At 44.2% G+C, this 24817-nt stretch carries 20 protein-coding genes; 9 read left to right on the top strand and 11 right to left on the bottom strand.

Features of this window, described 5'->3' with window-relative positions; all coding sequences use genetic code 11:
* Positions 1-3: 3 nt before the first annotated feature.
* From ACED41_RS07710 to yceD, 4 genes are read right to left on the bottom strand one after another with little or no spacing between them, the layout of a single operon-like run.
* Positions 4-954 (bottom strand): beta-ketoacyl-ACP synthase III, encoded by a 951-nt coding sequence (locus ACED41_RS07710; protein ID WP_017054985.1) that lies wholly within the window; start codon positions 952-954, stop codon positions 4-6.
* Positions 955-959: 5 nt separating this feature from the next.
* Entirely contained in the window at positions 960-1985 is a 1026-nt protein-coding gene (gene plsX, locus ACED41_RS07705) for a phosphate acyltransferase PlsX (RefSeq protein WP_017062152.1), read from the bottom strand.
* A gap of 9 nt (positions 1986-1994) precedes the next feature.
* Positions 1995-2165 (bottom strand): 50S ribosomal protein L32, encoded by a 171-nt coding sequence (gene rpmF, locus ACED41_RS07700; protein ID WP_004737376.1) that lies wholly within the window; start codon positions 2163-2165, stop codon positions 1995-1997.
* A gap of 35 nt (positions 2166-2200) precedes the next feature.
* The gene (gene yceD, locus ACED41_RS07695) at positions 2201-2728 is read right to left on the bottom strand and encodes a 23S rRNA accumulation protein YceD (RefSeq protein ID WP_017062153.1); all 528 of its coding nucleotides are present in this window, start codon (positions 2726-2728) and stop codon (positions 2201-2203) included.
* 149 nt (positions 2729-2877) lie between these two features.
* Here yceD and ACED41_RS07690 point away from each other — a divergent pair, with 149 nt between their 5' ends.
* Entirely contained in the window at positions 2878-3459 is a 582-nt protein-coding gene (locus ACED41_RS07690; protein ID WP_371724736.1) for a nucleoside triphosphate pyrophosphatase, read from the top strand.
* Positions 3460-3753: 294 nt separating this feature from the next.
* On the opposite strand, the gene rluC is transcribed toward ACED41_RS07690, so the two are convergent.
* Positions 3754-4698, bottom strand: a complete 945-nt coding sequence (gene rluC / locus ACED41_RS07685; RefSeq protein ID WP_017054981.1) for a 23S rRNA pseudouridine(955/2504/2580) synthase RluC — start codon at positions 4696-4698, stop codon at positions 3754-3756.
* 618 nt (positions 4699-5316) lie between these two features.
* On the opposite strand from rluC, the gene rne reads away from it, so the two are divergent.
* Positions 5317-8484 carry a ribonuclease E gene (gene rne / locus ACED41_RS07680; RefSeq protein ID WP_371724735.1) on the top strand — a complete coding sequence of 1056 codons (3168 nt, stop codon included), beginning with the start codon at positions 5317-5319 and terminating at the stop codon, positions 8482-8484.
* A gap of 258 nt (positions 8485-8742) precedes the next feature.
* Complete coding sequence (locus ACED41_RS07675; protein WP_017062156.1) at positions 8743-10290, top strand: SulP family inorganic anion transporter; 1548 nt, start codon at positions 8743-8745, stop codon at positions 10288-10290.
* A 114-nt stretch (positions 10291-10404) separates the two neighbouring features.
* On the opposite strand, the gene ACED41_RS07670 is transcribed toward ACED41_RS07675, so the two are convergent.
* The gene (locus ACED41_RS07670) at positions 10405-10854 is read right to left on the bottom strand and encodes a low molecular weight protein-tyrosine-phosphatase (RefSeq protein WP_017067202.1); all 450 of its coding nucleotides are present in this window, start codon (positions 10852-10854) and stop codon (positions 10405-10407) included.
* 84 nt (positions 10855-10938) lie between these two features.
* Between ACED41_RS07670 and cobO the strand changes: the two genes are divergently transcribed.
* Entirely contained in the window at positions 10939-11544 is a 606-nt protein-coding gene (gene cobO, locus ACED41_RS07665) for a cob(I)yrinic acid a,c-diamide adenosyltransferase (protein WP_017062158.1), read from the top strand.
* Between the two features lie 223 nt (positions 11545-11767).
* Here cobO and ACED41_RS07660 read toward each other — a convergent pair whose 3' ends face one another.
* The 3 genes from ACED41_RS07660 to apbC all read right to left on the bottom strand — a co-directional run bounded on the left by ACED41_RS07660 (position 11768) and on the right by apbC (position 16007).
* Complete coding sequence (locus ACED41_RS07660; protein WP_102427874.1) at positions 11768-13906, bottom strand: AsmA family protein; 2139 nt, start codon at positions 13904-13906, stop codon at positions 11768-11770.
* Positions 13907-14012: 106 nt separating this feature from the next.
* Positions 14013-14654, bottom strand: a complete 642-nt coding sequence (gene udk, locus ACED41_RS07655; protein WP_004734002.1) for a uridine kinase — start codon at positions 14652-14654, stop codon at positions 14013-14015.
* Positions 14655-14930: 276 nt separating this feature from the next.
* Positions 14931-16007 (bottom strand): iron-sulfur cluster carrier protein ApbC, encoded by a 1077-nt coding sequence (gene apbC, locus ACED41_RS07650; protein WP_017063474.1) that lies wholly within the window; start codon positions 16005-16007, stop codon positions 14931-14933.
* A 157-nt stretch (positions 16008-16164) separates the two neighbouring features.
* Between apbC and metG the strand changes: the two genes are divergently transcribed.
* Together metG and ACED41_RS07640 are read left to right on the top strand one after the other, a co-directional pair.
* On the top strand, positions 16165-18225 hold the full coding sequence (metG, locus tag ACED41_RS07645) for a methionine--tRNA ligase (RefSeq protein ID WP_017062160.1): 2061 nt from the start codon (positions 16165-16167) through the stop codon (positions 18223-18225).
* Between the two features lie 221 nt (positions 18226-18446).
* Positions 18447-18926, top strand: a complete 480-nt coding sequence (locus tag ACED41_RS07640; RefSeq protein ID WP_010437231.1) for a DUF1456 family protein — start codon at positions 18447-18449, stop codon at positions 18924-18926.
* A 194-nt stretch (positions 18927-19120) separates the two neighbouring features.
* Here the strand turns inward: ACED41_RS07640 and fadR are convergent, their stop codons facing one another.
* Positions 19121-19960 (bottom strand): fatty acid metabolism transcriptional regulator FadR, encoded by an 840-nt coding sequence (fadR, locus tag ACED41_RS07635; RefSeq protein ID WP_017062161.1) that lies wholly within the window; start codon positions 19958-19960, stop codon positions 19121-19123.
* 640 nt (positions 19961-20600) lie between these two features.
* Between fadR and nhaB the strand changes: the two genes are divergently transcribed.
* A complete protein-coding gene (nhaB, locus tag ACED41_RS07630; RefSeq protein WP_102427876.1) occupies positions 20601-22193 on the top strand; it encodes a Na(+)/H(+) antiporter NhaB in 1593 nt (530 codons plus the stop codon).
* Between the two features lie 147 nt (positions 22194-22340).
* Positions 22341-22850: a disulfide bond formation protein DsbB gene (gene dsbB / locus ACED41_RS07625; protein ID WP_102394342.1), complete on the top strand. Its 510-nt coding sequence runs from the start codon at positions 22341-22343 to the stop codon at positions 22848-22850.
* Positions 22851-22977: 127 nt separating this feature from the next.
* On the opposite strand, the gene ACED41_RS07620 is transcribed toward dsbB, so the two are convergent.
* The gene (locus ACED41_RS07620; protein WP_371724734.1) at positions 22978-23598 is read right to left on the bottom strand and encodes a YecA family protein; all 621 of its coding nucleotides are present in this window, start codon (positions 23596-23598) and stop codon (positions 22978-22980) included.
* 175 nt (positions 23599-23773) lie between these two features.
* Between ACED41_RS07620 and dusC the strand changes: the two genes are divergently transcribed.
* A complete protein-coding gene (dusC, locus tag ACED41_RS07615; protein WP_017069187.1) occupies positions 23774-24730 on the top strand; it encodes a tRNA dihydrouridine(16) synthase DusC in 957 nt (318 codons plus the stop codon).
* Positions 24731-24817 lie beyond the last annotated feature (87 nt).

The following is a 24817-nucleotide window of genomic DNA, read 5'->3' as shown; positions in this document are numbered from 1 at the left end:
GGGTTAGAATTTAACTAACGCAGAACCCCAAGTGAAGCCGCCGCCAAATGCTTCAAGTAGAAGCGTTTGACCACGTTTAATTCGCCCGTCGCGAACAGCCTCATCAAGGGCCGTTGGTACGGTAGCTGCCGACGTATTGCCATGCTTATCAAGAGTAATCACAACTTGGTCAAGCGACATCGTCAGCTTTTTAGCGGTTGCCGAGATAATACGGTAGTTCGCTTGGTGTGGAACTAACCAATCAAGCTCTGACTTATCCATATTGTTCGCCGCTAAGGTGTCTTTAACTAGCTTAGAAAGCTGAGTTACCGCCACTTTAAATACTTCGTTGCCCGCCATGTGCAGCCATTTGTCTGCATCACCGCCGCGCTCTGGTACTTCTAGGCTTAGAAGCTCACCGTATTTACCATCAGAGTAAATATGAGTAGACAAAATACCTGGCTCTTCGCTTGCGCCTACAACCACCGCGCCTGCTGCATCACCAAATAGGATGATAGTAGAGCGGTCAGTCGGATCACAGGTTTTTGACAGTGCATCAGCACCAATCACCAAAACGTTCTTACACATGCCAGTCTTGATGTGTTGATCAGCAACAGACAGTGCGTAGACAAAACCAGAACACGCTGCAGCCAAATCAAACGCAGGGCAGCCTTTGATACCAAGCTTGCCTTGTACCTGACATGCCGAAGACGGGAATGTGTGGCTACTGCTGGTTGTCGCAACGATGATTAAATCAATCTCTTCTTTGTCGATACCTGCCATTTCAATGGCATTTTCAGCAGCGTAAAACGCCATATCAGCAACGGTTTCGTTTTCCGCTGAAATACGACGCTCTTTAATACCCGTTCTAGCAACGATCCACTCATCGCTAGTCTCTACCATTTTCTCTAAGTCTGCGTTAGTACGCACCTGAGATGGCAAGTAGCTGCCAGTACCTAAAATTTTGCTATACATGAAGACTAATAATGCCTCTCGAGTAAAACCGCTTCCAAACGATCGCTAATGCGGCTGGGGACTTGTCGTTTGACCTCGTGTACTGCTTCACCAATCGCGTTGACGACTGCAGACACATCAGCACTTCCATGACTTTTAATGACAATGCCGCGTAATCCTAACAAACTTGCGCCGTTATACTGGTCGGGGTTCAAGGTTTTTAATTCAGTAAATAGCTCAGAAAACAGCATTCTGGCTATCCAACCCTTTATTGTTGAAGCCATCATGCGCGTTTTTAGCTTATCAATAAAGAGCTGAGCCGTACCTTCGCACGTTTTTAAGCAGACATTGCCCACAAAACCATCACATACGACGACATCAGCAGCATCTTGAAGTAATTGATTACCTTCAATATAGCCTATGAAGTTCACAGACTGAGTATTAGACAACATTTCAGCGCATCGTTTTACAAGGTCATTGCCTTTAATTTCTTCTGCACCGATATTCAAGATAGCGACACGTGGTGCGCGACCTAAATGTTGTTCTGCTAATGCACTGCCCATGACAGCAAACTGAAACAGTGAATCTGCGTCACTAGAAACGTTCGCCCCTAAATCAAGCATCCATGTGCGATTTCCGGATGCAGTAGGCAAAGCTGAAACCAATGCAGGCCTATCAATACCGGGAAGAAGCTTGAGTCTGAAACGGGATAAAGCCATCAGTGCGCCAGTGTTACCACCACTCACACAAGCATCAGCCTGTGATTCGGCAACCAGATCGATAGCGGCACGCATAGAGCTACCCTGACTATTACGTAAGGCTAGTGAAGGTTTTTCAGAATTGGAAATGACTCGATCACAATGCTGGATACTCAAACGAGAATCAGGCATTCGACCTAATGAAGATAATTGAGATGTGATCGCGTTTCGATCACCTATTAGAATGACTTTTAGCTCTGGGAAATACGACAGTGCCTGCACGGCGGCAGGCACTGTTACACGAGGACCGAAGTCCCCGCCCATTGCATCAAGCGCAACGGTTAGATTTTGCAAAGGTCAACCTTACTTGTTGATAACCTTTTTGCCGCGGTAGAAACCTTCGGCAGTCACGTTGTGACGTAGGTGAGTTTCACCTGAAGTTGCGTCTACAGAAAGTGCAGCTGTAGTTAGCGCATCGTGTGAACGACGCATGCCACGCATTGAACGTGATTTCTTGCTCTTTTGTACGGCCATTGACCCTACTCCTATGTAAATTCTTAAAGAAGCAATTACTTCTTTAAGCTTTTTAAAACATCAAATGGATTCGGCTTTTTGTCTTCCTCAATTTCTTCAGGAAGTTCACCAAACACCAAGTTATTTGAGTTAACGCTACATTTCGCATCGTCGTGCATTGCTATTTGTGGCAATCCAAGGATGAACTCGTCTTCAACTAATTGAATCAGGTCTAACTCACCGTACTCGTTCAGATCTACCAAATCGTACTCTTCCGGTGCTTCCTCTTCACTTTTCTCACTGTAAACAGGAGTATAAGTAAATTGGACATCGCACTCATGTGCGAAAACCTCATTACAACGTTGACACTCTAAATCGACTTCGACGTTAGCTTTACCAGAGATAACGACTAATCGTTGTTCATCAAGCCCAAATGACATTGAGACTTGCGCGTCACGTTTTACGCCTTCAGTTGCTTCAGTTAAACGCTTCAAAAGACTGACCTGAATGATACCATCCATATCGAGTCGTTTTTGAGCCGTTCTTGCCGGATCAACTGTACGCGGTATTTTTTCCTTTTGCATAGGGCGCGAATCTTATCTTCCAAATCGTGTTTAGTCAAAGGAAATGGCAAAAAAAATGTACTTTCCTGCCTTTCCTATTCAGAGCATTATGAATAGCAGGACAAGTTACGTTATCCTGAGATAAATGCTTCCTTGAATTGTAAATTAAAATGAGAAATTACCAACTAGTTTTAGCCTCTACATCACCATTTAGGCAAGAGATCCTCAAAAAACTACAGTTAAGCTTCATTACAGCCAAGCCAGACTGCGATGAAACGCCGCTTCCAGAAGAGACACCACAACAGTTGGTGATGCGCCTTGCTGAGACCAAAGCTAAGTCTTGTGTTGCGGAGCAACCTAGCTTAGTCATCGGTTCTGATCAGGTTTGTGTGATTGATGGAGAGATCATAGGTAAGCCTCACACTCGAGAAAAAGCGATCGAGCAGTTATCTCGTCAAAGCGGCAAGAGCATTACTTTTTATACTGGGCTTTCGGTTTGGAACAACGAGACCAATGAAGCTGACACGCGTCTCGACACCTTTGTTGTGCATTTCCGCGATTTAACTAAGCAACAGATCATGAGTTATGTCGAGAAAGAACAACCTTATTACTGCGCGGGCAGTTTTATGTGTGAAGGGTTAGGCATCGCGTTGTTTAAACAGATGGAAGGTAAAGATCCAAATACTTTGATCGGCTTACCGCTGATCGATCTAGTCGATATGTTAGAAGCGCAAGGAATGGGTGTACTATAACGGATACGCTCTCTTTGTTAGAGATTCCCTACTCCTTCCTTCGTCAGTCTAGGGGATGGCGGAACACGCAATTTTATCTAACCAACTAATGATATAGAGCGTGATTTTAAAAAGTCGTCATCCTCAAGAGCGAGGAACGAGCGACTTGGGGATCTTCTACAACAGATGAAAACAAAAAAGGTTGACGATATTCGTCAACCTTTCTCATTTATGGATACTGAAGAACAAATTTAGAGGCACTCTATACCTTCGTATCTCGTATCTCGTATCTCGTATCTCGTATCTCGTATCTTCTTAAAGCTTACGTAAACCAGTTAGGGCTTTCTCTAGCCTTCTTTCCATTGGCGCCGAGATATCCATCTTCTCTTCACTACCTGGGTGTGTGAACTTGATGTTTGCTGCATGTAGGAACAGACGATCAAGACCAACCTTACCCGTGTAAGCGTCAAAACGACGATCACCGTAGCGATCATCCCAAGCAATTGGGTGACCAGTATACTGAGCGTGCACACGAATTTGGTGTGTTCGGCCTGTAATTGGGCTTGCTTGAATCAACGTCGCCTCTTGGAATTTTTCTAAAACCTTAAAACGGGTTTCAGAAGCTTTACCATTCGGGTTAACTCGAACAATGCTGTTCACTTCATTTTTCAACAAAGGTGCGTTGACGACTTTGCAGCTGTTCTTCCATTCGCCCATAACTAAAGCGAAGTAGTATTTTTGAACCGTTTTTTCACGGAACTGTGCTTGAAGGTGTCTTAGCGCCGAGCGCTTCTTAGCAACAAGCAAAATGCCAGACGTATCTCTATCGATACGGTGCACTAATTCAAGAAAACGAGCATCAGGGCGAAGAGCACGTAATGCTTCAATCGCGCCAAATTTTAATCCGCTACCACCATGAACAGCAGTGCCAGACGGTTTGTTAAGAATTAGCATGTGATCATCTTCATAAATGATGCACTGTTCTAATTCTGAAACCTTGTTGAGTTTCGTGCTCGGCACGTTCTCTTCTGTTTTCTCTTCAATAGTAACCGGAGGGATACGAACTAAATCGCCAGCTTTTAGTTTGTACTCAGCCTTGATGCGTTTTTTATTTACGCGGACTTCGCCTTTACGCACGATTCGGTAAATCATGCTTTTCGGGATGTTTTTTAATTGGTTGCGTAAGAAGTTATCAATACGCTGACCAGCCATATCTTCGTCAATGTCGACGAATTGGACTTGGGTTCTAATTTCGCTCATTGCGCTATTGTATCACTGTCACTTTTGATAATTGAGATTTTCTTAGCCCTATTCCGAACTTATTTATCCCTAATCCTTACCGATCTATCCCAAAATGGTCATTGAAGTTCTATATTTCTTTGATTCTTCGAACAAAAAAGCATCAAGATTCCTGCAAATTAAAATATCAATTGATAAATTATTTATAGACAGTGAGTTAGAGCTATCAAAACCCAAACAAAAACTGTTTTTTTTACAGCATTCCGACAAAGCAGATTGCTGTGTTTACCGACCGCTGCTATAGTTCACAGCTGCTATCAATGGTTTGACTATTATTTAAACAGCTAACCATTCATAAGCAAGTAAATGAGTAGATAACTCAGATTAGACAGTGCTGCAATCGGCGTAAGACACGGTCAACTGAGTTCCTTATCGCTCTACTCACGTACACTCATGTTGAGTATTCACCGCCACATCGCGGATCATAGGCTAACTCCCTATGATGACTGACGTGCCCCAGAGCATCCCTCTCCAGCCGGGAGGCTGCACCGATAAAGCCATGGGATCTGGCACCATGAGAAACGAAATAAAGCGATAAGAACAATGATGAAAATAAGAAAAGACAATGAGAACTTCTAAATGAAAAGAATGTTAATTAACGCAACTCAAAAAGAAGAGTTGCGTGTCGCTTTGGTTGATGGCCAACGACTGTTCGATCTAGATATCGAAAGTCCAGGTCACGAGTCAAAGAAAGCGAATATCTACAAAGGACGTATTACCCGTATTGAACCAAGCCTAGAAGCGGCATTCGTTGATTACGGCGCAGAACGTCACGGTTTCCTCCCTCTTAAAGAAATTGCCCGCGAATACTTCCCTGAAGGTTATACATACCAAGGCCGTCCTAGCATTAAAGAAGTGCTAAAAGAAGGCCAAGAAGTAATCGTACAAGTAGAGAAAGAAGAACGTGGTAGCAAAGGTGCTGCACTGACAACTTTCATCTCTTTGGCTGGTAGTTACTTAGTTCTTATGCCTAATAACCCTCGTGCTGGCGGTATTTCTCGTCGTATCGAAGGTGATGAACGCACTCAACTGAAAGCAGCATTAAGCACTCTTGAGCTTCCTCAAGGTATGGGCTTAATCGTGCGTACAGCGGGTGTTGGCAAAAGCGCAGAAGAGCTAGAGTGGGACCTGAATGTTCTATTGAACCATTGGGGCGCTATCAAGCAAGCTTCTGATTCAAATGCAGCTCCTTTCCTAATTCACCAAGAGAGTAACGTTATTGTTCGCGCAATTCGTGACTACCTACGTCGTGATATTGGCGAGATTCTAATCGACAGCAATACTATTTTTGAACGTGCACAAGCGCACATTCAATTAATACGCCCAGATTTCATGAATCGCGTTAAGAAATACGATGGTGAAGTGCCACTATTCAGCCATTACCAGATTGAAAGCCAGATCGAATCTGCTTTCCAACGTGAAGTTCGTCTTCCATCTGGTGGTTCTATTGTAATCGACCCAACAGAAGCACTGACTTCTATCGATATCAACTCTGCTCGTGCAACAAAGGGCGGCGATATTGAAGAAACAGCACTTAACACTAACCTAGAAGCTGCCGATGAAATTGCACGTCAATTACGTCTACGTGACCTAGGTGGTCTTGTTGTAATCGACTTTATCGATATGACCCCGGTTCGCCACCAACGCGAAGTAGAAAGCCGTCTACGTGATGCCGTTCGTTTAGATCGCGCACGTGTTCAGATTGGTCGTATTTCTCGCTTTGGTCTTCTAGAGATGTCTCGTCAACGTTTGAGCCCATCACTAGCAGAAGCAAGCCACCACATTTGTCCTCGTTGTACAGGTACTGGTGTTGTTCGTGATAACGAATCTCTAGCACTTTCTGTTCTACGTTTGATTGAAGAAGAAGCTCTAAAAGACAACACAGCACAAGTACTTGCTGTTGTGCCTGTTCCAATCGCTTCTTACCTTCTGAACGAAAAACGTCGCTCAGTAAACCACATCGAGAAGAACCAAGAAGTTAAGATCACTGTTGTTCCTAACTCAGACATGGAAACGCCGCATTTTGAGGTTATCCGTGTTCGTGAAGGTGAAGAGTTCGATCTACTATCTTACTTGCTACCTAACAAGCTAGAAGCTCTAAAAGAAGCGGAAAGCAAAGAGCCTGCTGAACAGACTATTCGTCCTAAGAAGATCGAAGAACCTGCTCTGAAAGGCTTCGCAGCTCCTGCTCAATCAGCACCAACTCCTGCTCCAGCACCTAAAGCTGTAGAAGAGAAGAAAGCTGAACCAGCAGCGACTCAAGAACCAGGCCTAATTGGTCGTTTCTTCAAAGCTATCGGTAGCTTCTTATTTGGCTCTTCAACTCAAGAAGAGAAAAAAGAAGAAGAGAAGAAAGAAGAAGAAAAACCTAAAAACAATCGTAACAACGGCAACCGTCAACGCCGTGATCGTAACGATAACCGTCGTCGTAACCAACGTGGTGAGCGTGGCGAACAGCGTAACGACCGTGGTGAACGTGGTGACAATCGTAACGAAAACCGTGACAACAAACGCCGCCGTAAGCCAGCTCGTGATGAGAAGCCTGAAGAGCAAAAAGAAGCAGCTCCACAGCAAACTCGTCAGCCTCGCAAGCCTAAGCAAGACCGTCGCAACAAGCCACGTGATGAGCAGAAGCAACGCGAAGAGCAAGCACCATCTAAATTAGCAGAAGAAGGTCTACAGCTAGCAGCAGAAGCACAAGCTGGTAAACCGGAAGCGCCTAAGGCTAAACCTGAAGCGAAAGCAGCTAAGATTAAAGAGCGTCGTCAGCGTCGTAAACTGAACAAGCAAGTTCGTGTTAAAGACCAACAAGCTCAAGCTGAAGATAACGCTTCAAAAGAGCAGGTTGCTGCTAAAGAACTATCTGTTTCAAAAGAACAGTCAGTAGCTCAAGAGCAAAAAGTTGCGGAACAAGTAGAAGCAACTCAAGCGAATGCAGAGCAAACTGAACAGGAAGAGCCGAAACAACGTCGTAACCGTCGTTCTCCACGTCACCTACGTGCAAGTGGTCAACGTCGTCGTCGCGGTCGTGATCGTCGCCCTAACCCATTCCGCCTACGTAAAGGTGGTGTAGCTTCTCCAGAGATGGCTATGGGTAAAGTGATGCCTCGCTTCATTCCAAAACCTCACCACAAGCAGGCAAAGCCTGAAGTGGCTGAAGTTCAAGTAGCAGCTGAAGCTCAAACATCTGTTCAAGAGCAGAATGTTGCTCTAGAGACGGCACCACAAAGCAACGTAGCAATGACTGGCGGCTTCGCATGTCCAGAGCTTGCAATGGGTAAAGTTATCATCCGTCGTGAAGATGCTGCTGTTGAAGCTCAAGTAGCTGAGACTCCTGCTGTAGTTGAAGCTCCTGCAGTCGTTGAAGAAGCACCAGTGGTTGTTGAAACCGCGAAAGTTGAAGCTCCAGTGATTGCAGAAGCGACGAAAGTTGAAGCGCCTGTTGTAGCAGAAGCTGTGCAAGCAGAAGCAACACCAGTTGTTGAAGCTGAAGCGCCTAAAGCTGAAAGTGCAAAAGTTGAAGAAGCACCTGTTGTTAAAGCAGAAGCTCCTAAAGCGGCACCAAAGGCAGCTGTTGCTAAGAAGCAAGCCGGTTCACCAATGACTAAAGCTCCTGGTCCTCAAGAGATCAAAGAGATTGAAGTGATTGCAGCTCCGTTCCGCACTGAACGTTTTGTATCGAAAGGTGCAGGCAGTCAGGCAGCGTCGAACAAAGCTGGCGCGGCGATGACTAAGCCAAACTACTAGTGATTACTGATAGGTAATCGCGAGTAAATAGAATCAAAGGCTGCTTATTAAAGCAGCCTTTTTCATATCTACTAATCGAATAAAAATTAACAGATATATTACTCAAAGTTAGGTTCAACCTTGAACTTAATCACATTTTTGGGTAGCATTCGCGCACTTATCTTTTCGACACTTCGCTATTGCCGCTCTTTTCCATCACTGTTTGGCTACGCAATACACCCGTGTCGGTAAATCCATCTTAAGCATAGCTGAGCAAACATGTTCGAATTCCCACAATTTTCAAAGCACTCTGTAAAGAATGACGTGCTTTCAGGTCTTACAGTAGCCCTGGCTCTGGTACCTGAAGCTGTAGCATTCGCCTTTGTTGCTGGCGTTGACCCAATGGTTGGTCTTTATGCAGCATTCATCGTAGGTTTAATCACTTCTGTCTTTGGCGGCCGTCCAGGTATGATTTCTGGCGCAACCGGCGCAATGGCCGTTGTAATGGTGAGCCTAGTGGCAACCCATGGTGTTCAATACCTATTCGCAGCCGTTATGCTGGCTGGCCTTCTGCAAATTGCAGCAGGTGTATTTAAACTAGGTAAATTTATCCGTATCGTTCCACACCCAGTAATGATTGGTTTCGTGAACGGTTTGGCCATTGTTATCTTCCTAGCTCAACTTGGTCAATTTAAAGCGCCAGACGTAACAGGTGCGTTGACTTGGTTACCAAGCGGTCAAATGACACTAATGCTAGGTCTAGTAGCCCTTACAATGGCTATCATCCACTTCCTACCTAAGCTAACAACAGCAGTACCATCTTCATTAGTTGCTATTGTTACAGTAACGGCTTTGGTTGTGGGTCTTGACCTTGAAACTCGCACTGTTGTCGACTTCCTACGTACAATGTCTGGTGACGAAGCTGCTACGCTAGCGGGCTCTCTTCCAACATTCTCAATTCCTGCTGTTCCGTTTTCTTTAGATACACTACAGATCATCCTGCCTTACGCAATTATCCTTGCGGCTATCGGCCTGATTGAATCTCTGCTGACACTGACAGTACTAGACGAAATGACAAACACTCGTGGTCAATCTAACCGTGAATGTGTTGGTCAAGGTATGGCTAACGTAACGTGTTCTGTATTCGGTGCGATGGGTGGTTGTGCGATGATCGGTCAATCGATGATCAACGTAAACTCAGGTGGTCGTGGTCGTCTTTCAGGTATCGTCGCCGCAGTTGCACTACTGATGTTCATCCTGTTCGGTTCTGCACTGATTGAAATGATTCCTCTAGCAGCACTTGTGGGCGTAATGTTCATGGTTGTTATCGGCACATTTGAATGGGCAACCTTCAAGCTTGCGCGTCGCGTTCCTAAACAAGACTTCTTCGTTATCGTTCTTGTTACCGTAGTAACAGTACTGACTGATCTTGCTGTGGCAGTAGGTGTTGGTGTTGTCGCTTCTGCGCTAATGTTTGCTTGGCAACATGCTAAACACATCTACGCAGATACATCAGTAAACGCTGAAGGCTCAAAAGAGTACAAAGTTAACGGCCCAATCTTCTTTGGTTCAACGGCTAACTTCCTAGAGTTGTTTGACGCATACAACGATCCACAAGATGTAATCGTTGATTTCGCAAACTCACGCGTGACTGACCACTCTGCAATTGAAGCGATCGACACGATTGCTGACCGTTACGCGGCGCTAGGTAAAACACTTCACCTTCGCCACCTAAGCCAAGACTGTGTTGCTATGCTGCACAAAGCAGGTAGCTTAGTTGAAGCGAACGTTGCAGAAGACCCAATCTACAAAGTAATGTCTAAGTAATCTTAGCTGTAGCTTTAAGTTAGATTTAGAGAGGTCGACATTCAATGTCGGCCTTTTTTATACCTATCGGTCAGCCCTTACGCTGATAACAAAACGACGTACATTGTTCCTACACTACATCGAACGCAGTATCGCTTCGCTAGACTCTTCGATTAAATCCAACACCAATTCAAAACCATTTCCCTCACCATAATACGGATCGGGGATCTCTTGATATTGTGACTCTCCAAAACTCAAAAATAATGCGAGCTTGTATTGGAGGTGAACTGGGCATTGGCTCATTAAGTCGTCTAAATTCGCCCTATCGGCCGCGAGTATCAGGTCAAATTCTTCGAAGTCATTATCTACCACTTTACGAGAAGTAATCCCCTTAAAGCTGTAGCCTCGCTTCTCTCCTGCAGATTTGGATCGCGAGTCTGGCGGGTTGCCTTGATGAAAACCAATCGTCCCCGCAGAGTCGACCACAACATCAATATCCAGCTGTTGCGCTTTCTTCCTTAGCACCGCTTCACCTGTTGGCGAGCGGCAAATATTCCCCATACAAACTACGAGTATCTTTTTCATCCCTAATCACCTGTTCTTCCGATGGTTTTTGCTATCGTTAAGTTAGGCTATGATAGACGCAATCACAACTTAAAAGGATTTGTTATGTCGACTGAAGACAACAAAGAACAACGCCACAAAGCAAGACAACAGAAAGTAAAAGAACAAGTCGATGCACGTGTCGCTGCAGCACAAGAAGTAAAAGGCCTATTGCTGGTCATCACGGGTAACGGTAAAGGTAAATCAACATCCGGTTTTGGTACGATTACACGTGCAGTTGGTCATGGTAAGAAATGCGCCGTTGCTCAGTTTGTTAAAGGTACCTGGGATAACGGCGAAAAAAACGTTCTGCAAAAGCTTGATGTCGAGTTCCAAGTCATGGGCACAGGCTTTACTTGGGAAACTCAGAACAAAGCGCAAGATATTGAAGCTGCGCAGCGTGTATGGAAAGAGTGCCAACGCATGCTGGCTGATGAGTCGATCGATGTGATTCTGTTTGATGAACTGACTTACATGGTTAGCTACGGTTACATCGAACTCGATGAAGTGGTTGAGGCGTTGAATAACCGCCCGAAGATGCAGTCTGTCATCATTACAGGTCGTGGCGCGCACCGTACTCTTACTGAGATAGCAGATACAGTATCTGAAGTTCGCAATGTGAAACACGCTTTTGAATCTGGTGTTAAAGCGCTACAAGGCGTTGACTGGTAATCACCTTCAACCAGAGATCCCCGACTCGGTCATTCTTCCCTCTCGAGGATGACGACCACTAGGCCGTTACGCTCTTGAACAAAGGACGACGGCCTATCGTCATTCCCTAGAGCGAGGGACGAGTGTCATAGGGAATCTCTCTTGAGTATTATCGAGCCAAAAATAAAAAGCGCCATTCCTACAACAGGAGTGGCGCTTTGTTCATTTTTAAATGAGATGAAGACTAGTTAAACAAACCTTTTAGTAGACCGTTTACTGCGTCTCTTGTTTTCTCATCTTTGATCTTGTCACCGTACTTTTCGTCTAACTTTTCTAAACCACGATCAATTTCTTTCTGTGCTTTCTGTTTCAATACATCATCAAAAACAAGTGCAAATTTCGGGGCTGCCCACTGACCTGTTACCTTAATTGGGATAGTCACATCTTTCAGGTCGTCGATGCTCTTACCGCCCTGACCTTCAAGTGAACCCACAATTGATGTACGCACAAGGAAGTCGACCGTTTCATTGATGAAGTTTGCTTTACCTTGACCTGTCACACGTAACAGTGGCGACTGTGCTGATAAGTCGTTAGTTGAAACCCAACCTTTATCCACTTTCAGCGTCGCTTTCATTGCACTGAAGTCCGTTTTTTGAGCTTCATTTGTGCTTTCAACTTTCTCGCCCTTGATCTTAGCGTAGTTTTCTCGAATCAGTTGAGCTACGTTGATGCCGTTAACTGCACCATCTTCAAAGTTAATCGCGATAGTACCGACTAGGTTTTTCTTGATACCCGTCGGAGTTAGACTCTTACCTTTCACGTTGACATCAATATTACCGGTACCTTCCAGCATATCGTTATCTGCAACATCAACCAGTAACGGTTGTACTTTCACGCCTTTGATTTTCTTCTTAGCCGTGTAAGTCGCTGGTGTTTTACGAGCGTCTAACTTTGCAGTAGCAGAAATAGAACCTTGGTAAAGATTCGAGGTGAATGAGGTTAGCTCTGCGATACCACGGTTAACCGAAAATGCGGTTTTAACATTCTGCATCTTCGCGTTGTTCGCCTTGAACTTATCAATCGTGATGTCACCTTTCACGTCTAACGTTTTCAGAGCCGACAGATCAGGTTCCACTTCTTTAGCTGGATCTGAACTACCAGAACTTGACGTTGAACCACCAGCAGAACCAGAAGGCGCTGTGCTCGCTGTTTCTGTTGTATTGCCTAAGCCTAAGAATTCATCTAAATCAATATTCGGGCTATGAAGAGAGAAACGAACCTTTGGTATTTCAGATAGGATTACGTCTGCTTTACCGTCTAATGCAATAGCGTTAGCTTGTAGCTTCTCTAACACAAAGCTCAGGTGGCTCTTGTTAAGATCGAAGCTTAAGTCAGACAGCATGTCGACTTTCATTGGAGACTGAGGAAGCGTGTCGCCTTTGAATGTTGAGTCTAACGTTAACTTGTTCAGCGTTACTTTTGAAATCGCGCTATCAACAGTAAGTTCACCGCCACCTTTAAGATCAAGGTCAAGGCCAGCTGCATTACCGATTACAGCGTAAGTCAGTTGGTTTACCTTATCGAACTCAAACGTATTCAAGCCAATTTTTGCTGACTCAATCGACGTCGCTGGATCATTGAACTTAGCGTTTAAGTCGATATTACGAAGTGCGTAACTTGCAAAGCCTTCAGCTAATTTGAATTCTGCACTGCCTTGTGCAGAGAACTTCTGTTGATTGTTCTCACCAGAAGCCGCAAATGTCGCGGTTGTCCATGTATCAACGGCAAACTCAGAAAGATTCAAAGACACATCGTATAGCTTAGTGAATGAACCCGCTTGCTTGTCGTCCATTTCAAACAATGCGTTTGATACAGTTACGCCTGCAAGGTTGATCGTCCAACCCGATGCGTCTGTGGTAGTTTGCTCTTGAGGGGCAGGCGCTGATTCAGAACTTGTGCCTGCTGCAGGCTCAGATTCTTGAGGCGCTGACGCTTGCGTTAGTGCATCAATGTTCTTGCGACCATCTTTAAGCGTTTCTAAATAGAATTCTGCACCATCTAGAGTAATGTTGCCGATCTCTAGTTGGTTGCTAAATAGCGGAGTAACCGAAACGTCAACGCCAACGGTATCAACCTTAAATAGGTTAGGTTGCGTAAAACCTTCAGGGTTGCGTAATTCAGTTTGACCAAGTTCAAAGCCAATGGATGGGAAGAATTGCCAGCTGATATCACCCTCGATCACTAGCTCTAGGCCTGTGTGTTTTTGGGCTTGTTCGACAATTAATGGCTTAAATTGGTTGGGATTCACTAACAGCACTAGTGCCAGAATTGCTGCAACGACAACAAACACTGGTACAGCTATGAAAATGAGTAGTTTCTTCATCCGCATATTCCTTGCTTAGATTCCAAAAGAAAGTGGCACTATAAAAGTGCCACTGATTCGGTAAAAAATAAAGCTAAGTGAGTCACTTAGGCAAAATTTTATTCGATTAAGACTTCAACAACTTCGCAATGTGCGCTTTTAGCACATCAATCGCAATACGGTTTTTACCACCACGAGGAACGATGATGTCTGCATGTTGTTTTGAAGGCTCGATAAACTGCATGAACATTGGACGTACTGTTTCTTGGTATTGCTTAAGTACAGTGTCCATTGTACGACCACGCTCTTCTACATCACGCTTAACACGGCGTAATAGACAGATGTCTAATGGTGTATCCATAAACACACTTGCGTGCATTAGTTTACGAAGACGCGGGTCTGTTAGAAGCAGAATACCCTCTAAAATGATCACTTTCTTTGGAGTAAGTGTAGTCGTTTCAGAAGTACGTGTGTGCTCTGTGTAGCTGTATTCAGGAACTTCTACGGCGTTGCCACTCATTAGCTGCTGTAGATGTTCACATAAAAGATCATGATCTAGTGCATTTGGGTGATCGTAGTTAGTTTTAACACGCTCTTCCATACTCAAGTGGCTTTGGTCGCTGTAATAGCAATCTTCCGTGATAACACCAATTTGATGGTCGCCTACTTTTTCGCGCAATTCATTATAAATTGTACTAGCAATCAGACTTTTTCCTGAAGCTGAAGCGCCAGCGATACCTACGATGACACATTGATTATTATCAGACATTAATTTTGCACCCGATATGGTTTGGTGGTGGGAAGAGATAAACCGCCTGATTATAGGGGCTAAAGCACATAGATTCTAGTCGCCATTTTAGCTAATTGCAGTCAAATTGATGATATCAATGCATTTAATGAATGCAATCGTTTGCTTTCAAATAACTTGCCTACAACTATTTGCACAAGCCCAATGGATATTGACTTAAATCCACAGCTGTTTATCTAATCCAAACTATATTTAAACGACTTTGTGATTAACTTGCGCTATTCAACCATAGATTCGTTATTCAACCATAGAGAAGTTAATCGCTTCTGGTCTCGCCTTGCCGGTCCAGAACATCTTCGCAGCCACATTCTCTGCAAGCTCTAAGTAGTGACGTGTATGTTCACTATCTGGACGACGAATCACCGTCGGGCAACCTGCATCGATATCTTCTCGCACATCAATATGAAGAGGGATCTGTGCCAAAATATCGAGGTAAAACTCTTCTGACATAGCTTCGGCACCACCAACACCAAAGATATGCTCTTTCTCACCACAGTGACTACAAATATGATAGCTCATGTTTTCAACTAAGCCTGCGACTGGCACACTCACCTTATCAAACATCGCTACGCCTTTACGTGCATCCGCTAGCGCCAAATCTTGAGGAGTGGTCACCACTACAGCCCCGGTCACTGGGATCTGTTGCGATAACGTCAGCTGAATATCGCCCGTGCCCGGTGGCATATCAATAACTAGATAATCCAACTCTGGCCATACGGTTTCGTTAACAAGCTGACCTAAAGCCTTGGCCGCCATTGGACCGCGCCAAATCGCAGCGTCATCTTTCGACACAAGATAACCGATAGAGTGAGTGAAAATACCGTGCGCTTCGATTGGCATCATCCACTTGTTATTCTGGACTTCTGGTTTCGCATCTAATTGGCCAAGCATCATAGGTACAGAAGGACCATAGATATCCGCATCCAACAAACCCACTTTTGAACCAGACTTAGATAAAGCCAAAGCAAGGTTGACTGAAGTGGTCGATTTACCCACCCCACCCTTTGCAGATGTCACGGCGATGATGTTCTTCACCCCCTTCAATGGTGTCGCAACCGTGGTTTCTAACGCAGACGGCTTCACCTTCACTTCAAACTGAAAAGCGCTAACAAGCTGTTGTTCAATCTGAGAGTGAATCCACTGTTCCAATTCAACCGCAAGCTGATTAGCGGCAAAAGGTAAGGTGATAACAAATGATCCACGCGGATCAACCGATACAATATTTTGGTGTAGCGCCCACTCTGGGATGAGGATTGGTGACTCGAACTCATTCAACCATGAACAGAAATCTTGCTTAGAAGTAAAGTTGCGCATTGGGACTCCTTTTTTTATTTATGCTATCACCCACGAGATGAAGACTGAACCCCTAAAAAACTAGGGGAATCCTTAGTCTGATACCTTGGCGTATCACACGTTATAAAGTAGTATTACCTCTCAAATTTATACCTATCAAAAAAGCGAATTATTAAGTATGGCAACTGATCCAAGACAACTTTTGGTAACTTGTGCGCTTCCGTACGCTAACGGCTCTATTCACCTTGGCCATATGCTTGAGCATATCCAAGCTGATATCTGGGTTCGATACCAGCGTCTACGTGGCAACACTGTAAACTTCATCTGTGCTGACGATGCTCACGGCACGCCAATTATGCTTAAAGCTCAACAGATGGGTATCACGCCAGAAGAGATGATCGCTGCTGTTAGTGAAGAGCACCAAAAAGACTTCGCTGGCTTTGATATCAGCTTTGATAACTACCACAGCACACACAGCGAAGAGAACCGTGAACTGGCTTCTCACATCTACTTAGAACTTAAAAAGAACGGCTTCATTTCTAGCCGCACTATTTCTCAGCTTTTCGATCCTGAGAAAGAGATGTTCCTACCAGACCGCTTCGTAAAAGGTACTTGCCCTAAGTGTAAGTCAGAAGACCAGTATGGTGATAACTGTGATAACTGTGGTGAGACATACAGCCCAACTGAGCTAATTAACCCTAAATCAGCGGTTTCTGGCGCAACTCCAGTAATGAAAGACTCTGAGCACTTCTTCTTCGACCTACCTCAGTTCGAAAGCATGCTTAAAGAGTGGACTCGTTCTGGCTCTCTACAGAATGAAACTGCAAACAAAATGCAGGAATGGTTTGAGTCTGGTCTGCAACAGTGGGATATCTCACGTGATGCACCTTACTTCGGCTTTGAAATCCCGGGCGAAAAAGACAAGTTCTTCTACGTATGGCTAGACGCACCTGTTGGCTACATGGCTTCTTTCAAGAACCTATGTGACAAACGTGACGATCTAAACTTCGATGAATACTGGAAGAAAGACAGCACAACTGAGCTTTACCACTTCATCGGTAAAGACATTGTTTACTTCCACAGCCTATTCTGGCCAGCAATGCTAGACGGCGCAGGTTTCCGTAAGCCAAACAACGTATTCGTACACGGCTACGTAACAGTGAACGGTGCGAAGATGTCTAAGTCGAAAGGCACATTCATCAAAGCAAGCACGTACCTAAACCACCTAGACCCTGAGTGTCTACGTTACTACTACGCTGCGAAACTAAACAGCCGCATCGATGACTTAGATCTTAACCTTGAAGACTTCACTCAACGTGTAAACGCTGACGTAGTAAACAAGATTGTTAACCTAGCTTCTCGTAACGCTGGCTTCATTACTAAGCGTTTTGAAGGCAAGCTAGCTGCTGAATTTGCAGAGCCTGAGCTATACAACGAATTCGTTGCTGCTGCTGAGCGTATCGGTGAGCTATACGAAACTCGTGAATTCAGCCGTGCTATCCGTGAAATCACTGCACTAGCGGATAAAGCTAACCAGTACATCGACGAAAAAGCACCTTGGGTTCTTGCAAAAGAAGAAGGCAAAGAAGCTGAGCTTCAACAAGTTTCTTCTGTAGGTATTAACCTATTCCGCGTACTGATGGCTTACCTGAAACCAGTGATGCCAGAGCTTGCAGCTCGCACTGAAGCTTTCCTAAACGAAGAGCTAACGTGGGAAGCGATTGCTACTCCGCTAACTGATCACGAGATCACTAAGTTCAAAGCGCTATTCAACCGCATTGACCCTAAGAAAGTGGAAGCAATGGTTGAGTCTTCTAAAGAAGATGCAGCCGCTGAAGCAGCAGCGAAAGAAAAAGCAGAAGCTGAAAAAGAGCAAGCAAGCCAAACTGAGCTAGACAAAGAGCCAATCGCAGACGAGATTGAGTTCGATGCCTTTGCAGCAGTAGACATGCGTATCGCTCGTATCATCTCTTGTGAAGAAGTACCAAAAGCGAACAAACTACTGAAGTTCCAACTAGACATCGGTGGTGAGACTCGCCAAGTATTCTCTGGTATCAAATCAGCATACAAACCTGAAGAGCTAGAAGGCAAGCTAACTGTAATGGTAGCAAACCTAAAACCTCGTAAGATGAAGTTTGGTATGTCTGAAGGCATGATCCTAGCAGCGGGCCCTGGCGGCAGCGACCTATGGATCCTTGAGCCACACGAAGGTGCTCAACCTGGTATGCGTGTAATGTAATTCTGACTCCAGTCAGATAACAAGCACCCATCACTAAATCCCTAATGCATTTTTGACTTGAAAGAGTTAATCAGCATTGGGGATTTTTTATATCTACCGAAAATTAGCGTTCTCTGTTAGAGTCGCCGTCAACTATGCTATGTAGAGTAGAAATTGGTTCGTCGACAAAAATAGGCTAAACCAACACCTCTTTACTCTAAAACCCTTTTTAGGAATCCCCAGTGACTAACAACGAAATCTTGCGTCGTATTCAACACGCACTAAACCTTAAAAATGCACAAATCATCAAAGCTATCGAACAAGCTGATGTGACTGTTGCTCATGACCAAGTGATTAACTGGCTAAAAGATGACAACGACAAGTCATGCTCTAAGATGAAAGATAAAGAGTTGGCGGTATTCCTAAATGGTTTCATCAACCTTAAGCGTGGCAAAAAAGAAGGCGAGCAACCTAAACCTGAAGTTGCACTGACGAACAACATGATCTTCATGAAGCTTCGTATCGCATTAAACATGAAAGCAGAAGATGTTTTGGACGTACTAGAAGTGGTTGGCATTAGCTTGAGCAAGTACGAAATCGGCGCTTACTTCCGCAAGCCAGAAAACAAAAACTACAAAGTGTGTGAAGACCAACTACTTTGCGATTTTCTAAACGGTGTGCAATTTACCAACCGTCCAGACTCAGAAGAGTTTGCGGGTTAAGTTACTACTCCTAGATAAATTTTAAGTTGCTACACATAGATAAATTACTCGTCATAGGTAAGTAACTGACCCACTGATAATTTTCTAGTAACGACAGATAAATAAAAAGCGGCGAGATAATTGAATTATCTCGCCGCTTTTTCGTTTTCTTTACGTCACTGACTAAACAGGAACAACAATAGTAAACCTATGCCTTAGCTGTCGTCTTCAGTGAAGTTCGTCGGCAATGTCGTTTTCATTTCATTCCAAACTTGTGCACTTGCGATACCGTAATTACGAATCACTAATGGCAAAGTTTCGCGCTCGCCACTTTCACAGATAATGAACAACTCTTTATAAAAGTCCATCGCTAAACGTCGTGCTTCTGGGTTAGAGAAGTAGTAGCTACCGATACGGTCATAAAGTTTACGCACACCGTTAAAGATCAGGCCGTAAATCTGGTTGCCTGAGTGGAATGCCAAACGTTGGAAAAGCATGTAATCATAGAAGTTGAAAGTCTTCGCGATTAAGATCGTCTGACGTTTCGCTTCATCTTTTTCTGAATCTTCTTTTACCGCTTGTTTGATCTTATCAGCGTATGGCGACGATTCTAGGAACTCATCCCAAGTTGGTGCCGCAAGTAGCGCTTCACAAGATTCAATCACGTTACTGATAGTACGCTCTGAAGCTTCTTTGTTTGCTTTGAATGCATAACGCATAAAGATCGGGCTGATATTAGTACGAGCAGCAAGCAGGTCTTCTACCATTTTGCTTGCGTTATCAACGTCCAACGTCATTAGCGTATCAAGGATATGAAGACCTGAGGTTTCCATAAACTGGTTAACTTTAGTTGGTTTGCCATGTTGGATTGTCAACCAACCATCACGAGCAAGACGTTGTAGTACTTCACGAAGCGTAGTACGTGTAACACCAATCAGCTCAGAAAGCTCACGCTCTGCGGGCAAGATAGAACCTGGAGGGAAACGGCCATTCCAAATACTTTCAATGATATACTTCTCTGCAAATCCTGCCGGGCTCTTCGCCTTAATGACCATCTACACTTCAATCCAATTTAATTATTCTGTTCTAATTTACTCATCATACCACTAGTTCACACCTAGCGGAAACACCCTCAAAAATTTTACTCCCCCTAAACACCGTTAGAGTTATAACTCTAAAGTTCAGCACACGTTTGCACCTCAGGTTTGTAAAGCAAGCGACTCTAAACCACCATTTAAACAAACCGTTAACACAACAATTTTTCTTTAAAATCAATGGGATTGGTCATATTTTTAAAGCTATTAATTTGCAATATTAAGTTGTAATAATCATATATAAGCCGTCGTTATTCTGTAATTTTCAATCATTTCGCTGAAATATTGATTCTAGTCGGTTTTTATCACATTTTAAGTGGTATGCTTGCGCTACTTTGATCGCGTTTCTCAACAAAAAAGAGGTATTTTTAGGGCTACAGGGCTTTTCCTGTTGACTAAATGTTATCTAAGAGTAAAGTTGCGCTCAAAAATAAGCAGTGCTTGAGTTTCTAAGGGAGTGACTTGGCAAGACCACAGAACATTACATGGAATGTAGTTTTTCTAAGTCACTGTTAGTCATAGTTTTTAACAATTTCTATAGCTCGATTCTCAAAATGTTGTATTGCTTGTCTATTCATAATCAACATAAAAGAGTATTAACATGCCGATGTCTCTCGGAAACGCTTTTATCAAGAACTTCCTTGGTAAAGCTCCTGATTGGTATAAACTTGCCATCATTTCCTTTTTAATCATCAACCCGTTTGTTTTCTTCCTAGTTGACCCATTTGTTGCGGGCTGGCTATTGGTGGTTGAGTTTATTTTCACTCTAGCTATGGCTCTCAAATGCTACCCACTTCAACCGGGTGGTCTATTAGCTATTCAAGCAGTCGCCATTGGCATGACCAAACCAGAAATGGTTTATCACGAGCTGCAAGCAAACCTTCCTGTATTACTCTTGCTCGTATTCATGGTTGCTGGCATTTACTTCATGAAAGAACTGCTTTTGTTCATTTTCACGAAGATCTTGCTTGGCATCCAATCTAAAATTTTACTCTCCGTTGCCTTCTGTGTTGCTGCCGCTTTCTTATCAGCATTCCTAGATGCACTAACAGTAATCGCCGTAGTTATTAGCGTTGCGGTCGGCTTCTACTCTATCTACCACAAGGTTGCATCAGGCAAGGGCACAACGTCTTCGCACGATCATACTCATGATGAAGAGATCTCAGAGCTAACTCGTGATGACCTAGAAAACTACCGTGCTTTCCTACGTTCACTGCTAATGCACGCTGGTGTGGGTACTGCACTGGGTGGCGTAATGACCATGGTAGGTGAACCACAAAACTTGGTAATTGCTAAGCAAGCAGGTTGGGAGTTCGGTGAATTTATCATCCGTATGCTGCCAGTAACACTACCTGTTTTCTTCTGCGGTATTTTAACTTGTGCACTTGTCGAGAAATTCAAAGTGTTTGGTTACGGTGCTCACCTACCAATGAATGTTCGCCAAATCTTAGTTGAGTTTGACAACAAAGAACGTGCAAACCGCACAAAGCAAGACGTAGCAAAACTATGGGTTCAAAGTGCAATCGCAGTTTGGCTTATCGTCGGCCTTGCACTTCACGTTGCTGAAGTAGGTTTGATTGGCCTGTCTGTGATCATCTTAGCTACAGCATTTACGGGTGTTATTGAAGAACACTCTATGGGTAAAGCCTTTGAAGAAGCGCTGCCATTTACTGCACTTCTTGCCGTTTTCTTCGCTGTTGTTGCTGTGATCATCGACCAAGCTCTATTTAAGCCAGTCATCGATGCAGTACTTCACGTTGAAGATAAAGGCGCACAGCTCGCACTCTTCTATATTGCCAACGGTATTTTATCGATGGTTTCAGATAACGTGTTCGTCGGTACGGTTTACATTAACGAAGTGAAAACTGCACTGGTTGAAGGCATCATCACTCGTGATCAGTTCGACCTACTTGCTGTTGCTATCAACACTGGTACTAACCTACCTTCTGTTGCAACGCCAAACGGCCAGGCTGCATTCCTATTCCTATTAACATCAGCACTTGCTCCGTTAATTAGATTGTCTTACGGCCGCATGGTTATCATGGCGCTGCCATACACCATCGTATTGGCACTGGTTGGCCTAGCAGGCATTGTGTTCATCGTAGAGCCAATGACAGCATGGTTCTACGATGCTGGTTGGATCATTCAACGCACTGGTGAAGTCGTCGCTCCAGTTATCTCTGGTGGTCACTAAGCTAAACACTGTGTCGCAAACCACAATAACTATAACTAACTAATCAAAAATATTAGTTGATTAGGAAACTTATCCAAGATAAAAAGCTCTGAGTAATCAGGGCTTTTTTATTTTATAGACAGGATTCAATTCGTGAACTTTTTAGCAATGATCAAAGACTTCTCTAAGGGACGTTTATCTTGGCTTTTACTGCTGGCTTTTATTGTCTTTTTTGAAGCGTGCGCTCTCTTCTTCCAACACGTGATGATGCTTGGTCCTTGCGTGATGTGTATCTATGAGCGCGTTGCTATGCTCGCTATCGGTGTTGCCGCCATGATTGGTGCGATTGCCCCGAATAACCCAATATCACGCTGGTTAGGCCTTGCTAGCTGGGGATTTGGCGCATACAAAGGTTTGATGCTTGCTTTAGAGCACGTCGATTACCAGTTCAATCCGTCCCCTTTCGCAACCTGCGACTTATTCGTAACCTTCCCTAGCTGGGCGCCTTTAAACCAATGGGCTCCGTGGATGTTTGAGGCTTACGGCGATTGCAGCAAGGTTGTGTGGCAGTTCTTCGATCTTTCTATGCCTCAGTGGCTAGTAATTATCTTTGCAGGTAACTTGGTTGCTTTCGGTATTGTGGTTATTTCTCAATTTGTGAAGTCGAAAAACGACTAACAGTAAGCCGTTGACACTTGGACAACAAAAAAGTCGACCACGAGGTCGACTTTTTTATTACTTAAGCTTTTGAACATATTAAGAGAGTCTGTTATTCACACAAACTAAGTTGCTCAACAAGCCGTGATTAGCTGCTTTTACCGCAGCATTGTTTAAACTTCTTGCCGCTTTCACAAGGGCAAAGGTCGTTTCGACCGATGTCTTTAAACGGGTTCACGCTCTGGGACTTATTGCCCAACATAGCTTCATCCGCTGCCATTGCCACTTCTGAGATCATCAGATCGACTTGACCCACTAAATCGGCAAGCGATGGTGGGGTAGTAAGCCCTGCAGCGATCATTTGTTGTTGAGTTTGCTCTTCATCAATCGCAAGCATCAAGGTGGTTAAGAGCGCTTGCAACATGCGCAGAGTACCATCCGCGACTGTCACGCTCTGCCACTGCTCTTCCACTGTTGGCCAAACCATCATGAAGCCTTCAGAAAAATCAGCGAACTGTTCGTTAAAGTCACCTTCAGCCAGTACGTCTGTTAATAGGTATTCATTACGCTGAATCAGGTTGTGCTGGCGATTAATCTGTTCTGTCACCGTTTTTACCAGCTCTTTACCCGCTTCAGGCGCAACGATAACCAGCCACTCTTCTGGATCGAGTGGTTTGGTCGCTAAGTTAGAGGCAAGGATTGCACCTTCCATAAACTGCGGAGTAATGTCAGTGATTGATTCTGGTAGGCTTAATAATTGATATGTCATGAAAGCTCTGGATATTGGGCATTTCCGATATTATAACGCCATCCTCCCAAAGATGTCGCTATTAAGAGACGAAACCATCATTAAGACATGCACCACACTCATAGTGACAATTCTGTAAGCACACCGTACAATCACGCCTCGAATTTTTCGGTTCATTCAGTTTTGGTAAAGCAACATGCGCGTAATACTTGGCCCTATGGAGGGCGTTCTAGACCACCTAATGCGTGAAATTCTCACAGAGATTAATGATTACGATCTCTGTGTGACAGAGTTTGTGCGCGTCGTAGATCAACTTCTTCCCCCGCATGTGTTCCACCGTATTTGCCCTGAGCTACATCAAGGCTCTCAGACCATGGCTGGTGTGCCAATCCATCTCCAACTTCTAGGGCAACACCCAAATTGGATGGCCGAGAATGCTTTTCAAGCTGCTAGCTTAGGCGCGAAAGGGATCGATCTTAATTTTGGTTGCCCAGCAAAAGCGGTCAACAAAAGTAATGGTGGCGCTTCATTGCTAAAAGAGCCAGAGCTCATCTATCAAGTGGTGAACGCCTGTCGAGAAGCGGTACCGGCACACATTCCTGTGTCCGCAAAGATTCGATTAGGTTGGGAGCATCCGGAAGAGTGCTTTGAAATCGTCGATGCCATCGAACAAGCCAAAGCTGACGAACTCACCGTGCATGCAAGAACCAAAGTTGGCGGCTATAAAGCCAGCGAAATCAAATGGGACTTCATCAATCAAATAAGAGAAAAAACATCTCTGCCGTTGATTGCTAATGGGGAGATCTGGAACTATCAAGATGGTCAAGATTGCATAGAAGCAACAGGCGTCGATTCATTAATGGTCTGCCGTGGTGCTTTCAATATTCCAAACCTTGGTAACGTCGTTAAGCACAACCACCAGAAAATGCCGTGGGATAAAGTCATTGAACTTTTGCTGCGCTATTCAGAGTTTCAAATTAAAGGGGACAAAGGCATGTACTACCCCAATAGAGTGAAGCAGTGGTTTGTTTATCTAAGTAAAGGCTACCCTGAAGCGAACGAACTGTTTAAAGAAATTCGTACTTTCAAAAAGGCGCCACCGATTGTAGAACGCCTTCAGCGTTATCAAGAAGAACGCCGCCAACCTGTTTAAGATTATGTTTAGGGTTAAATACCCAACGCTACAAACGTGTTACCGGTGCAAATAAGCTTTGCTTGGTAGACACGTTCGCTCTTCCCT

Source organism: Vibrio sp. 1F255, assembly GCF_041439145.1.
Classification (GTDB): Bacteria; Pseudomonadota; Gammaproteobacteria; order Enterobacterales; family Vibrionaceae; genus Vibrio; species Vibrio crassostreae_C.
Note: the sequence above shows the minus strand (reverse complement) of the source record. Positions and strands in the feature narration are given on the sequence as shown.

Bases quoted from the DNA above. Each gene is read 5' to 3' on its own strand.
- ACED41_RS07710 (WP_017054985.1), bottom strand. From the start codon at position 954: ATGTATAGCAAAATTTTAGGTACTGGCAGCTACTTGCCATCTCAGGTG.
- udk (WP_004734002.1), bottom strand. From the start codon at position 14,654: ATGTCTGATAATAATCAATGTGTCATCGTAGGTATCGCTGGCGCTTCA.
- metG (WP_017062160.1), top strand. From the start codon at position 16,165: ATGGCAACTGATCCAAGACAACTTTTGGTAACTTGTGCGCTTCCGTAC.
- fadR (WP_017062161.1), bottom strand. From the start codon at position 19,960: ATGGTCATTAAGGCGAAGAGCCCGGCAGGATTTGCAGAGAAGTATATC.
- rne (WP_371724735.1), top strand. From the start codon at position 5,317: ATGAAAAGAATGTTAATTAACGCAACTCAAAAAGAAGAGTTGCGTGTC.
- dsbB (WP_102394342.1), top strand. From the start codon at position 22,341: ATGATCAAAGACTTCTCTAAGGGACGTTTATCTTGGCTTTTACTGCTG.
- ACED41_RS07675 (WP_017062156.1), top strand. From the start codon at position 8,743: ATGTTCGAATTCCCACAATTTTCAAAGCACTCTGTAAAGAATGACGTG.
- ACED41_RS07690 (WP_371724736.1), top strand. From the start codon at position 2,878: ATGAGAAATTACCAACTAGTTTTAGCCTCTACATCACCATTTAGGCAA.
- yceD (WP_017062153.1), bottom strand. From the start codon at position 2,728: ATGCAAAAGGAAAAAATACCGCGTACAGTTGATCCGGCAAGAACGGCT.
- ACED41_RS07660 (WP_102427874.1), bottom strand. From the start codon at position 13,906: ATGAAGAAACTACTCATTTTCATAGCTGTACCAGTGTTTGTTGTCGTT.
- cobO (WP_017062158.1), top strand. From the start codon at position 10,939: ATGTCGACTGAAGACAACAAAGAACAACGCCACAAAGCAAGACAACAG.
- dusC (WP_017069187.1), top strand. From the start codon at position 23,774: ATGCGCGTAATACTTGGCCCTATGGAGGGCGTTCTAGACCACCTAATG.
- ACED41_RS07620 (WP_371724734.1), bottom strand. From the start codon at position 23,598: ATGACATATCAATTATTAAGCCTACCAGAATCAATCACTGACATTACT.
- ACED41_RS07670 (WP_017067202.1), bottom strand. From the start codon at position 10,854: ATGAAAAAGATACTCGTAGTTTGTATGGGGAATATTTGCCGCTCGCCA.
- rpmF (WP_004737376.1), bottom strand. From the start codon at position 2,165: ATGGCCGTACAAAAGAGCAAGAAATCACGTTCAATGCGTGGCATGCGT.
- apbC (WP_017063474.1), bottom strand. From the start codon at position 16,007: ATGCGCAACTTTACTTCTAAGCAAGATTTCTGTTCATGGTTGAATGAG.
- rluC (WP_017054981.1), bottom strand. From the start codon at position 4,698: ATGAGCGAAATTAGAACCCAAGTCCAATTCGTCGACATTGACGAAGAT.
- nhaB (WP_102427876.1), top strand. From the start codon at position 20,601: ATGCCGATGTCTCTCGGAAACGCTTTTATCAAGAACTTCCTTGGTAAA.